The following is a 12,137-nucleotide window of genomic DNA, read 5'->3' as shown; positions in this document are numbered from 1 at the left end:
GGATTTAGTAAAGAATATATTATTCAAAATAACTGAACGTTTCTCCGTCCTTTATATTTAAGATTGTTTCGTAAATAAGTTTAATTACATTTTCTACGTCATCTTGATGTACGGTTTCCACAGTAGTATGCATATAGCGTAATGGTAAAGAGATTAAAGCAGAAGCAACGCCACCATTACTGTATGCAAATGCATCTGTATCTGTACCGGTATAACGAGAAGAAGCCATTCTTTGAAAAGGGATTTTATTCGCCTCGGCAGTTTCAATGATACGCTCTCGTAATTTATTTTGTACTGCAGGAGCGTAAGATATCACAGGACCGGCACCTATTTCGGTATGACCTTGTTTTTTCTTATCAATCATTGGGGTAGTGGTATCATGGCATACATCTGTAACTATTGCCACGTTCGGTTTAATAGTTTGTGTAATCATCTCGGCACCTCTAAGTCCAATTTCTTCTTGTACAGAATTGGTAATGTAAAGACCAAATGGTAATTTTTGTTTGTTCTCGTGCAAAAGACGGGCTACTTCTGCAATCATGAAGCCACCAGCCCTGTTATCAATAGCTCTACAAACAAATTTATTCCCATTTAAAATCTGGAAAGTATCAGGGTATGTGATCACACATCCCACATGAACTCCCATTTTTTCAACTTCTTTTTTGTCTTTAGCTCCTATATCAATAAATATGTTGTCTAATTTTGGTGGCTCTTCTTTTGAGTTATCACGGGTGTGTATAGCAGGCCATCCAAAAATTCCTTTTACGATGCCGTTTTTGGTATGAATGTTTACCCATTTTGATGGTGCAATTTGATGATCACTTCCGCCATTCCTAATTACATATATTAATCCTTCATCGGTAATATAATTTACATACCATGAAATTTCATCAGAGTGGCCTTCAATAACTACCTTATATTTTGCATCAGGGTTTATAACTCCAACGGCAGTTCCATAGGTATCCGTAATAAAAGTATCAACATACGGTTTTAGATATTCCATCCAAATTTTTTGTCCTTCTGATTCGTATCCAGTGGGGGAGGCGTTATTTAAGTATTTTTCTAAAAATTCAATTGATTTTTTAGTCAGTATCTTATTTGTACTCATTTATGTATATTTTCTAACGAAGTTAAGAATATTCACTTTTATTTAATAGCAATGCTGTGGTTTATTATTAATTTTGATATTCAATACATGATAATAGTATAGATGAAAAAGAACTTCTTATTAATTGCTTTGTTGCTTGTGTATTCTTTTTGCTTTGGACAAGAAGAAGAAACGCCATTAGATTCCATTGCGGAAAAGATGATTATTATGGAGGGCGATTCTATTATGCAAAGTACAATTGCGTTAGAAGAGTACTATGTATTTAGTAAACTTAAGTTTTCTAGCTATGAGGAGAAACTACGGTACTATATATTAAGGAGGAAAACACTTAAAGTTTACCCTTATGCAAAATTAGCTGCAGATAGGCTTACGGAGTTGAATGATAGTTTAACTAAGATTACTAAAAACTCGCATAAAAGAAAGTACACTAGAGAAATTCAGAAATATATTGAAGGAGAGTTTTCAGATGAATTAAAAAAATTAACACGTACGGAGGGACAGATCTTAGTAAAGCTTATTCATCGCCAAACAGGTAATACAGCTTTTGACCTGGTAAAAGAGTTGAGGAACGGTTGGCGAGCATTCTGGTATAATGCCACAGCTAAAATGTTTAAGATAAGTCTTAAGGAAGAATTTAATCCAGAGTTAGTACATGAAGATTATTTAATAGAGGATATATTACAACGTGCTTTCTCTCAATTTAGAATAGAAAGGCAGAAGTCAGCCTTAAATTTTGATTACTCTCAACTCACAGACAAGTGGTCTGTTCAGAAGAAATAGCTGTTTTCATTTGTTTGTATGGTTAATTTCATGTAAATTTAAAACCTGCATTTTTTTATTAGTATTATTTTTTTGGTGTAAAAGCTTGTTAACGTGGAGTGTGTGAAAGAGTTTAATCTTTCTTTGAAAAAAAATTACAAAAACGCTTGTAGGTTTCAAAAGAGGGTGTATATTTGCAGCCGCTTAGGGAAACAACGATACGTAGCTAAGCGTTAAGAGATACAGAAATAAAAGTTCATTGACATATTGTAAGACAGCGTTTAATTACTGGAAACGGTAGTTAAATAAATTGAATTAAAGAATTAGCTTAAAGAATATTAAGGGCTAGGATTCGGATGAATTAGATGTTGGATTAAGATGTTATATAATATTTACAAAACAACGATGAAGAGTTTGATCCTGGCTCAGGATGAACGCTAGCGGCAGGCCTAACACATGCAAGTCGAGGGGTAACAGGGAGCTTGCTCCGCTGACGACCGGCGCACGGGTGCGCAACGCGTATGCAATCTACCTCTTACTAAGGGATAGCCCAGAGAAATTTGGATTAATACCTTATGTGGTATATGACTGGCATCAGTTATATATTAAAGGTTACGGTAAGAGATGAGCATGCGTCCCATTAGTTAGTTGGTGTGGTAACGGCACACCAAGACTTCGATGGGTAGGGGTCCTGAGAGGGAGATCCCCCACACTGGTACTGAGACACGGACCAGACTCCTACGGGAGGCAGCAGTGAGGAATATTGGACAATGGACGGAAGTCTGATCCAGCCATGCCGCGTGTAGGAAGACTGCCCTATGGGTTGTAAACTACTTTTATACAGGAAGAATAAGATCTACGTGTAGATTGATGACGGTACTGTAAGAATAAGGACCGGCTAACTCCGTGCCAGCAGCCGCGGTAATACGGAGGGTCCGAGCGTTATCCGGAATTATTGGGTTTAAAGGGTCCGTAGGCGGGCTGTTAAGTCAGAGGTGAAATGCTGCGGCTCAACCGTATGCACTGCCTTTGATACTGGCGGTCTTGAGTTATAGTGAAGTGGCTAGAATAAGTAGTGTAGCGGTGAAATGCATAGATATTACTTAGAATACCGATTGCGAAGGCAGGTCACTAACTATACACTGACGCTGATGGACGAAAGCGTGGGTAGCGAACAGGATTAGATACCCTGGTAGTCCACGCCGTAAACGATGGATACTAGCTGTTCGGTTTTCGGACTGAGCGGCCAAGCGAAAGTGATAAGTATCCCACCTGGGGAGTACGTTCGCAAGAATGAAACTCAAAGGAATTGACGGGGGCCCGCACAAGCGGTGGAGCATGTGGTTTAATTCGATGATACGCGAGGAACCTTACCAGGGCTTAAATGTAGATTGACAGGTTTAGAGATAGACTTTTCTTCGGACAATTTACAAGGTGCTGCATGGTTGTCGTCAGCTCGTGCCGTGAGGTGTCAGGTTAAGTCCTATAACGAGCGCAACCCCTGTCGTTAGTTGCCAGCATGTTATGATGGGGACTCTAACGAGACTGCCGGTGCAAACCGTGAGGAAGGTGGGGATGACGTCAAATCATCACGGCCCTTACGTCCTGGGCCACACACGTGCTACAATGGCCGGTACAGAGAGCAGCCATCTGGCAACAGAGAGCGAATCTATAAAACCGGTCACAGTTCGGATCGGGGTCTGCAACTCGACCCCGTGAAGCTGGAATCGCTAGTAATCGGATATCAGCCATGATCCGGTGAATACGTTCCCGGGCCTTGTACACACCGCCCGTCAAGCCATGGAAGCCGGGAGTGCCTGAAGTCCGTCACCGTAAGGAGCGGCCTAGGGCAAGATCGGTAACTAGGGCTAAGTCGTAACAAGGTAGCCGTACCGGAAGGTGCGGCTGGAACACCTCCTTTCTAGAGAAAAACATCTCAACACTGAATACGAACGAGTTCTAGTCCTTGTATTTTTAAGTTATTAATTGTTCAAATTGCTGTCTTATAATTATGTTATTATAATATTGATAGAGTCTGTTAAAGGATTCGCTAAGTGAGAGTCTCATAGCTCAGCTGGTTAGAGCGCTACACTGATAATGTAGAGGTCGGCAGTTCGAGTCTGCCTGAGACTACAAGCTTAAATTTTGATTATTTATTTAATCAAGATACGTTCATTAAAATTGAAGGTACTATTAGTAGTATTCTTTGAAAGGAAATTTTAGAGGTTGAGTATAGCCGTTATAAGTACTGTTAACTAATAACTGTTAACTGATCACTAAAAGACGGGGGATTAGCTCAGCTGGCTAGAGCGCCTGCCTTGCACGCAGGAGGTCATCGGTTCGACTCCGATATTCTCCACAATCCCATCCTAGCCTTCCCTAAGGGAAGGAATAAGCACGAGTAAGTGCGCTCCCCCTTTGGGGGAGTAGGAGGGGGAAAAAGTTCATTGACATATTGGGACAAAGTGAATTACAATTATCTTCAGGGATATTGTAGTCACAAGAAAACACAAATTTAAAAATAGAGTAAAGTACGATAGAGGTACTACTGTATTTATACAGTAGTAATTTATATAATAGCATAAAAAGGACTAGTGACAAGCTAGAAAAGGGCGTATGGGGGATGCCTAGGCTCTCAGAGGCGATGAAGGACGTGATAAGCTGCGAAAAGCTGCGGGGAGGTGCACACAACTTGTGATCCGCGGATATCCGAATGGGGCAACCTGTCTGGTTGAAGGCCAGTCGTGATCGTAAGATCAAGCAAACCCGGTGAACTGAAACATCTAAGTAGCCGGAGGAGGAGAAAACAAAAGTGATTCCGTTAGTAGTGGCGAGCGAACGCGGATTAGCCCAAACCAGTATTGTTTCGGCAATGCTGGGGTTGTAGGACCACGCTATTTGATGCGTAATGAATTAGAATTGTTTGGAAAGACAGACCGAAGAGGGTGATAGTCCCGTATAAGTAAAGATCGTTATTGATAGTGGTATCCTGAGTAGTGCGGGGCACGTGAAACCTTGTATGAATTTGCCGGGACCATCCGGTAAGGCTAAATACTCCTGAGAGACCGATAGTGAACCAGTACCGTGAGGGAAAGGTGAAAAGAACCGTGAATAACGGAGTGAAAAAGATCCTGAAACCATACGCTTACAAGCGGTCGGAGCCTTTAGGGGTGACGGCGTGCCTTTTGCATAATGAGCCTACGAGTTACTTTTACTAGCAAGGTTAAGATTTTAAGGATCGGAGCCGTAGCGAAAGCGAGTCTGAATAGGGCGCCATAGTTAGTAGTAGTAGACGCGAAACCGTGTGATCTACCCATGGGCAGGTTGAAGCTTTGTTAACCCAAAGTGGAGGACCGAACCCGTTGACGTTGAAAAGTCTTGGGATGACCTGTGGGTAGGGGTGAAAGGCCAATCAAACTCGGAAATAGCTCGTACTCCCCGAAATGCATTTAGGTGCAGCGTTGTGATAGTTTTATAGAGGTAGAGCTACTGATTGGATGCGGGGGCTTCACCGCCTACCAATTCCTGACAAACTCCGAATGCTATAAAATGTTTCACAGCAGTGAGGGCATGGGTGCTAAGGTCCATGTCCGAGAGGGAAAGAACCCGGACCATCAGCTAAGGTCCCCAAGTGTATACTAAGTTGATATAACGCGGTGGAATTGCATTGACAGCCAGGATGTTGGCTTGGAAGCAGCCATTCATTTAAAGAGTGCGTAACAGCTCACTGGTCGAGCGATTCCGCATGGATAATAATCGGGCATAAGTATACCACCGAAGCTATGGCTTCTGTACTCGGTACAGAGGGGTAGGGGAGCATTCTATATGTGTTGAAGGTGATCTGTAAGGGTTGCTGGAACGTATAGAAACGAAAATGTAGGCATAAGTAACGATAATGCGGGCGAGAAACCCGCACGCCGAAAGACCAAGGTTTCCCCAGCTATGCTAATCAGCTGGGGGTCAGTCGGGACCTAACGCGAACCCGAAAGGGGTAGTGGATGGACAAGCAGTTAATATTCTGCTACCTGCTCACGCTAAAAGTGACGGGGATGTGGTGTTGGTGCGCGCTGACGGAATAGCGCGTTGAAGGGAGTGGTGACACCCCGATAGTACGACGAGGCTTCGGCCAAGTTGATAATCCAGCGTAACATCCTCCGAGAAAAACAAGTGAAGCAGCCCGTACCGTAAACCGACACAGGTGGTTGGGATGAGTATTCTAAGGCGCTCGAGAGATTCATGGCTAAGGAACTAGGCAAAATAGACCCGTAACTTCGGGAGAAGGGTCGCCCACCTTCGGGTGGGCCGCAGTGAAGAGGTCCAGGCGACTGTTTATCAAAAACACAGGGCTCTGCAAAATCGAAAGATGAAGTATAGGGCCTGACACCTGCCCGGTGCTGGAAGGTTAAGAGGAGATGTTAGTTTCGGCGAAGCATTGAATTGAAGCCCCAGTAAACGGCGGCCGTAACTATAACGGTCCTAAGGTAGCGAAATTCCTTGTCGGGTAAGTTCCGACCTGCACGAATGGTGCAACGATCTGGACACTGTCTCGGCCATGAGCTCGGTGAAATTGTAGTATCGGTGAAGATGCCGGTTACCCGCAGTGGGACGAAAAGACCCCGTGCACCTTTACTATAGCTTCGTATTGGTTCTGGGTAAGTAATGTGTAGGATAGCTGGGAGACTTTGAAGCGGCGTCGCCAGGCGTTGTGGAGTCATTGTTGAAATACCAGCCTTTGCTTATCTAGGGCCTAACCCTAAAACTAGGGAACAGTGCGTGGTGGGTAGTTTGACTGGGGTGGTCGCCTCCAAAAGAGTAACGGAGGCTTCTAAAGGGTACCCTCAGCACGGTTGGTAATCGTGCGTAGAGTGCAATGGCACAAGGGTGCTTGACTGAGAGGCATACAGGCCGAACAGGTTGGAAACAAGAGCATAGTGATCCGGTGGTTCCGCATGGAAGGGCCATCGCTCAAAGGATAAAAGGTACGCCGGGGATAACAGGCTGATCTCCCCCAAGAGCTCATATCGGACGGGGGGGTTTGGCACCTCGATGTCGGCTCGTCACATCCTGGGGCTGGAGAAGGTCCCAAGGGTTGGGCTGTTCGCCCATTAAAGTGGCACGCGAGCTGGGTTCAGAACGTCGTGAGACAGTTCGGTCTCTATCTACTGCGGGCGTTAGAAATTTGCGTGGATCTGACTCTAGTACGAGAGGACCGAGTTGGACTGACCTCTGGTGCACCAGTTGTTCCGCCAGGAGCATTGCTGGGTAGCTATGTCGGGATTGGATAAGCGCTGAAAGCATATAAGCGCGAAACCAGCCACAAGATGAGATTTCTTTAAAGGGCCGTGGGAGATGACCACGTTGATAGGCTATAGGTAGAAGGGCAGTAATGTCTGTAGCCAAGTAGTACTAATAGCCCATAGGCTTGCACAACTTGCCCCCTTTCATTAGGGGGCGGACTTCCTTTTTACATTAGATAAACCGTAAATCGTAGCTTACTTTAATTATATACATGTGTTTTATGTGAGTGGTTATACCACCCATTTTGTCCCTTTAATATGTTAACAATATTAGGTACTAAACTTTAGTTTAGTACAAAGATTTAAGGTGACCATGGCGATAGGGTCCACCCCTTACCATTCCGAACAGGGAAGTTAAGCCTATCAGCGCCGATGGTACTGCTATACCAAGTGGGAGAGTAGGTCGTCGCCTTTTTTTAATCAAGTCCTCAATAGAAATATTGAGGACTTTTTTTGTTTATACCTGTTTTTAGGCACACTATGGCGTAAGATTAATACGTATATTATAGTATGTAAGCTTAACTCCGGATCAGGCTCAATTGTTGTGTTTATGCAAATATTTTAGTTAATCTGAATAAGAAGAATTCTATATTTCTAACACCTCTGAATTGACTTCTGAATGCCTTTTATCTTAGCGTTGAATGATTCTGCCGATGCATTTGTACTCCTGTTTATAAAATAGTTCAGGATAGATCTATAGTTGAGTGTTATGGTGTTTGCGATGGTGTTGAACGCGGATCAAGGAATATTCGGATCAAGGAATATTCTTGGGGAGTGAGATAAATTAGGCATATAATTTTGTTAGTCTAAACAAGAAAAACTTAACATCTCTTACGCCTCTAAACATCGTCCTGAACTCTTTAATTTTAGCATTAAAGGATTCCGCGGAAGCATTGGTGCTCCTGTTATTAAAATAGTTCAAAATTGGTTTGTAATGCATTTGTATAGACCTTGCAATGGTGTTGAACGACTTAAAATTTGAGTTTTCTACTTCGTTATACCACTGTGCCAATTTTAGTCTTGCTACATCCTTATTCGTATTATTTTCATAGATATAGCTTAATGCTTGGGCCAACTTATAGGCTTTTTCAATAGTTGGGTAAAGTCGAAACAATATTTCCGCTCTTTCTATTTGTCCTGCAGTCCATTTGGTCTTTGGTTTAAATAATACATATCGACTTCTGGCCAGCAACTGTCTATGGGTATCTCCGTTTTCGAGAAGTTCTGGTCTATGTGTTTTTTCTGTTTTTCGAGCTTCTTCAATGGCTTTGTTTTCTATTTCTATAACTTCCCATCTTAATCGGATACGTTCTTCTTGGACTGCTTCTGAGGCTAGTTTTTGAACATGGAATCTATCGGTCACGATCTCTGTTCTGGGGAAACATTTTTTAGCGATCAAATTCATATTTCCAGCCATATCGACAGTAACTTCTTTGACTATATTTCGTCTTTCCACAGGGATTTTATTAAGCACACTGATGACGTTATCCGCTTTGGTTCCCTTGATAATGGCCACTATGCTACCTTTCTTTCCGTTAGCGCCTTTATTGGTTAGAATCGTGTAGAGTTCACCGTTGGACAAAGAGGTTTCATCTAAACTTAAATAGTAACCTAAATTTTTCCAAAGAGCAACCACTTTTGTGAATGTTCCTTTTGGGGCCAATCCTTGAAGTCGCTAAGATGGTTTTTGTAGTGATACTGTAGGGCTTTGCCATTAATTTTATAATAGTCGCCAAACCGTTTAGCGCTTACGGCATGATTGTCAAGCGATACCTTTTAAAAAAGAGGCAAATTCGCTGGTTATCCGAGTGCCTTTAGCTATTAAACCCCAATCTCTTTTTATAATTTGTCCCGTATCCATAAGAGTCCAGCGCCTACGCTTTATATGGAGCAGTACCGATTTACCTCTTAGAGGGAAGTCCTCAACTGTTATCTCCGGTAAGAAGCCTTTGGAATGGGCTAATTCTGTTTGGTGCTCTTTGGGTAGCACGTTCTTTTCTTCTAAGTAAAAATGAACCTTACCTTCTGATGATTGATGGCTTACAATTTCAAAGTAATCCAATACGCCTTCCGGCAACAAATACCGCACTAATTCTATATCCAAAATCTAAACACTTTTTTGTCAAAGATAAAGTTTCTCCCCAAGTTTTACGTTTGACCCGAATATTCTTGGGGAGTGAGATAAATTAGGCATATAATTTTGTTAGTCTAAACAAGAAAAACTTAACATCTCTTACGCCTCTAAACATCGTCCTGAACTCTTTAATTTTAGCATTAAAGGATTCCGCGGAAGCATTGGTGCTTCTGTTATTAAAATAGTTCAAAATCGGTTTGTAATGCATTTGTATAGACCTTGCAATGGTGTTGAACGACTTAAAATTTGAGTTTTCTAGGATCAGGCTCAATTGTTGTGTTTATGCAAATATTTTAGTTAATCTGAATAAGAAGAATTCTATATTTCTAACACCTCTGAATTGACTTCTGAATGCCTTTATCTTAGCGTTGAATGATTCTGCCGATGCATTTGTACTCCTGTTTATAAATAGTTCAGGATAGATCTATAGTTGAGTGTTATGGTGTTTGCGATGGTGTTGAACGCCCTAAATCCTGTGTTTTCTACATCCTTGTACCAATGTGCGAGTTTTGTATAGGCGGTCTCTATGGACGTTGCCGTATTGAATATGTTTCTGAGTCCTTGGGCTAGGTCGAAGGCAATCTTTATATCGGGATATTGATCGAACAATATCCTGCTTCTTATGTATTGGTTCTCTGTCCAGTTATTTGGAGCTTTGTACATTAAATACCTGCTGCGGGCCAATAGTTGCTTTCTTGTATCTCCGTTATTGAATTCTTTTGGGACGAATGTCTTGTTCTTTGCCCTTGGCTGTTTTATCTGTTCGTTCTCCAGGTCTATTGCGTCCCATCTGTGTTTGATCCGGATATCCTGAAGCGCCTCTAGGGCAAGTTTTTGTACATGGAAGCGATCGGTGACCTGTATTGCCTTAGGGAAGCACTTCTTGGAGATGGTCTTTATCGAGTTTGCCATATCCATAGTGATCTCCTTGACTTTGGCCCTTCCTTTGCCGATATCTTCATTAGTTGTTCTATAATCGGTCCCACCTTGGTGCCGGAGAATATGGCCACTATAGATCCTTTCCTGCCCTTGGCCTTTTTGTTGGTGATTATCGTGTAGAGTTCCCCTTTGGAGAGTGCCGTTTCGTCAATGGACAGATATGGCCCGATATTCTCGGGAAAGATGAGCCATTGTTTGGCATGTCCCTTTTGATCCCAATCTTTAAAATCGCTCAGATAATCCTTGTACTGTCGCTGGAGTTTCTTTCCGTCGACCCCATAGAAATGGCCTATGGTGCGGCAGTCCGAAGCTTTAGTATCGACCAAGTACTTTTAAAAAAGCAGCGAACTCGATGGTCATTCGTGTTCCCTGTGCGACCAGATCCCAATCTCTTTGCACTATTTCGTTAGTGCGCTTATCAAGCCAACGGCGTCGCTTAATGTGGAGATAAACTGACTTTCCCCGCAATGGAAAGTCTTGGACTACTATCTCTGTATGAAAACCATGGGCTATTAAAATGCGATGTTTTTCTTCTTTAGGGGTGTCCTTCTTTTCTTCAAAAGATAAATGGAGCGTACCGTCTTCCGTTTTATGGGTGACTAGGTCGAAGTGGGTTAGTAATAGTTCAGGTAGTATAAGCTTTAATAGGTCTATAGATAGTTCCAAGGACGATCGTTTTATTGCAAAGATCGAACTCCTATTTCAATTCACACACAACTTTTGTGATTGATCCGTTTTCTACTTCGTTATACCATTGTGCCAATTTTAGTCTTGCTGCATCCTTATTCGTATTATTTTCATAGATATAGCTTAATGCTTGGGCCAACTTATAGGCTTTTTCAATAGTTGGGTAAAGTCGAAACAATATTTCCGCTCTTTCTATTTGTCCTGCAGTCCATTTGGTCTTTGGTTTAAATAATACATATCGACTTCTGGCCAGCAACTGTCTATGGGTATCTCCGTTAGCGAGAATTTCTGGTTTATGTGTTTTTTCTGTTTTTCGAGCTTCTTCAATGGCTTTGTTTTCTATTTCTATAACTTCCCATCTTAATCGGATACGTTCTTCTTGGACTGCTTCTGAGGCTAATTTTTGAACATGGAATCTATCGGTCACTATCTCTGTTTTGGGGAAACATTTTTTAGCGATCAAATTCATATTTCCAGCCATATCGACAGTAACTTCTTTGACTATATTTCGTCTTTCCACAGGGATTTTATTACCCACACTGATGACGTCATCCGCTTTGGTTCCCTTGACAATGGCCACTATGCTACCTTTCTTTCCGTTAGCGCCTTTATTGGTTAGAATCGTGTAGAGTTCACCGTTGGACAAAGAGGTTTCATCTAAACTTAAATAGTAACCTAAATTCTTTCCAAAGAGCAACCACTTTTGTGAATGTTCCTTTTGGGGCCAATCCTTGAAGTCGCTAAGATGGTTTTTGTAGTGATACTGTAGGGCTTTGCCATTAATTTTATAATAGTCGCCAAACCGTTTAGCGCTTACGGCATGATTGTCAAGCGATACCTTTTAAAAAAGAGGCAAATTCGCTGGTTATCCGAGTGCCTTTAGCTATTAAACCCCAATCTCTTTTTATGATTTTTCCCGTATCCATAAGAGTCCAGCGCCTACGCTTTATATGGAGCAGTACCGATTTACCTCTTAGAGGGAAGTCCTCTACTGTTATCTCCGGCAAGAAGCCTTTGGAATGGGCTAATTCTGTTTGGTGCTCTTTGGGTAGCACGTTCTTTTCTTCTAAGTAAAAATGAACCTTACCTTCTGATGATTGATGGCTTACAATTTCAAAGTAATCCAATACGCCTTCCGGCAACAAATACCGCACTAATTCTATATCCAAAATCTAAACACTTTTTTGTCAAAGATAAAGTTTCTCCCCAAGTT

Annotated in this window: 12 protein-coding genes, 2 tRNA genes and 3 rRNA genes; 6 read left to right on the top strand and 11 right to left on the bottom strand. The window is 42.1% G+C overall.

Annotated elements, in window-relative coordinates:
• Window positions 1–19 precede the first annotated feature (19 nt).
• The gene (locus CELAL_RS00145) at window positions 20–1,108 is read right to left on the bottom strand and encodes a M42 family metallopeptidase (protein ID WP_013548882.1); all 1,089 of its coding nucleotides are present in this window, start codon (window positions 1,106–1,108) and stop codon (window positions 20–22) included.
• A 102-nt stretch (window positions 1,109–1,210) separates the two neighbouring features.
• Here CELAL_RS00145 and CELAL_RS00140 point away from each other — a divergent pair, with 102 nt between their 5' ends.
• From CELAL_RS00140 to rrf, 6 genes are all read left to right on the top strand, one after another.
• The gene (locus CELAL_RS00140) at window positions 1,211–1,888 is read left to right on the top strand and encodes a DUF4294 domain-containing protein (RefSeq protein WP_013548881.1); all 678 of its coding nucleotides are present in this window, start codon (window positions 1,211–1,213) and stop codon (window positions 1,886–1,888) included.
• A gap of 381 nt (window positions 1,889–2,269) precedes the next feature.
• Window positions 2,270–3,788, top strand: a 16S ribosomal RNA gene (locus CELAL_RS00135).
• A gap of 138 nt (window positions 3,789–3,926) precedes the next feature.
• Window positions 3,927–4,000, top strand: a tRNA-Ile gene (locus CELAL_RS00130).
• A 152-nt stretch (window positions 4,001–4,152) separates the two neighbouring features.
• Window positions 4,153–4,226 (top strand) — tRNA-Ala (locus CELAL_RS00125).
• Between the two features lie 235 nt (window positions 4,227–4,461).
• Window positions 4,462–7,297 (top strand): 23S ribosomal RNA (locus CELAL_RS00120).
• A 170-nt stretch (window positions 7,298–7,467) separates the two neighbouring features.
• Window positions 7,468–7,579: ribosomal RNA gene (rrf, locus tag CELAL_RS00115) — 5S ribosomal RNA — on the top strand.
• The 16S, 23S and 5S rRNA genes sit together here with 2 tRNA genes alongside, the layout of an rRNA operon.
• 179 nt (window positions 7,580–7,758) lie before the next feature.
• On the opposite strand, the gene CELAL_RS22920 is transcribed toward rrf, so the two are convergent.
• From CELAL_RS22920 to CELAL_RS00085, 10 genes are all read right to left on the bottom strand, one after another.
• Window positions 7,759–7,839, bottom strand: coding sequence for a hypothetical protein (locus CELAL_RS22920; RefSeq protein WP_245529706.1), 81 nt, complete (start codon window positions 7,837–7,839; stop codon window positions 7,759–7,761).
• A gap of 109 nt (window positions 7,840–7,948) precedes the next feature.
• Complete coding sequence (locus CELAL_RS00110) at window positions 7,949–8,827, bottom strand: ISAon1 family transposase (RefSeq protein ID WP_456151074.1); 879 nt, start codon at window positions 8,825–8,827, stop codon at window positions 7,949–7,951.
• Between the two features lie 99 nt (window positions 8,828–8,926).
• Entirely contained in the window at window positions 8,927–9,268 is a 342-nt protein-coding gene (locus CELAL_RS00105; protein ID WP_013548880.1) for an ISAon1 family transposase N-terminal region protein, read from the bottom strand.
• An 82-nt stretch (window positions 9,269–9,350) separates the two neighbouring features.
• Window positions 9,351–9,569 carry a transposase gene (locus CELAL_RS21740; RefSeq protein WP_083807765.1) on the bottom strand — a complete coding sequence of 73 codons (219 nt, stop codon included), beginning with the start codon at window positions 9,567–9,569 and terminating at the stop codon, window positions 9,351–9,353.
• Between the two features lie 9 nt (window positions 9,570–9,578).
• Window positions 9,579–9,659: a hypothetical protein gene (locus CELAL_RS22915; protein WP_456151078.1), complete on the bottom strand. Its 81-nt coding sequence runs from the start codon at window positions 9,657–9,659 to the stop codon at window positions 9,579–9,581.
• A gap of 41 nt (window positions 9,660–9,700) precedes the next feature.
• A complete protein-coding gene (locus CELAL_RS22910; protein WP_456151073.1) occupies window positions 9,701–10,210 on the bottom strand; it encodes an ISL3 family transposase in 510 nt (169 codons plus the stop codon).
• Complete coding sequence (locus CELAL_RS22905) at window positions 10,195–10,563, bottom strand: hypothetical protein (RefSeq protein WP_456151072.1); 369 nt, start codon at window positions 10,561–10,563, stop codon at window positions 10,195–10,197. Before CELAL_RS22905 ends, CELAL_RS22910 begins: the two co-directional genes overlap by 16 nt.
• The gene (locus CELAL_RS00095; RefSeq protein WP_013548879.1) at window positions 10,550–10,903 is read right to left on the bottom strand and encodes an ISAon1 family transposase N-terminal region protein; all 354 of its coding nucleotides are present in this window, start codon (window positions 10,901–10,903) and stop codon (window positions 10,550–10,552) included. The genes CELAL_RS22905 and CELAL_RS00095 overlap by 14 nt, the downstream gene beginning before the upstream one ends.
• A gap of 31 nt (window positions 10,904–10,934) precedes the next feature.
• A complete protein-coding gene (locus CELAL_RS00090) occupies window positions 10,935–11,708 on the bottom strand; it encodes an ISAon1 family transposase (RefSeq protein ID WP_218916574.1) in 774 nt (257 codons plus the stop codon).
• A 43-nt stretch (window positions 11,709–11,751) separates the two neighbouring features.
• The gene (locus CELAL_RS00085; RefSeq protein ID WP_013548878.1) at window positions 11,752–12,093 is read right to left on the bottom strand and encodes an ISAon1 family transposase N-terminal region protein; all 342 of its coding nucleotides are present in this window, start codon (window positions 12,091–12,093) and stop codon (window positions 11,752–11,754) included.
• Window positions 12,094–12,137: the final 44 nt, after the last annotated feature.

The sequence above is a fragment of the Cellulophaga algicola DSM 14237 genome, from assembly GCF_000186265.1.
Lineage (GTDB): Bacteria > Bacteroidota > Bacteroidia > Flavobacteriales > Flavobacteriaceae > Cellulophaga > Cellulophaga algicola.
This window is presented reverse-complemented; position numbering and strand designations above follow the sequence as displayed.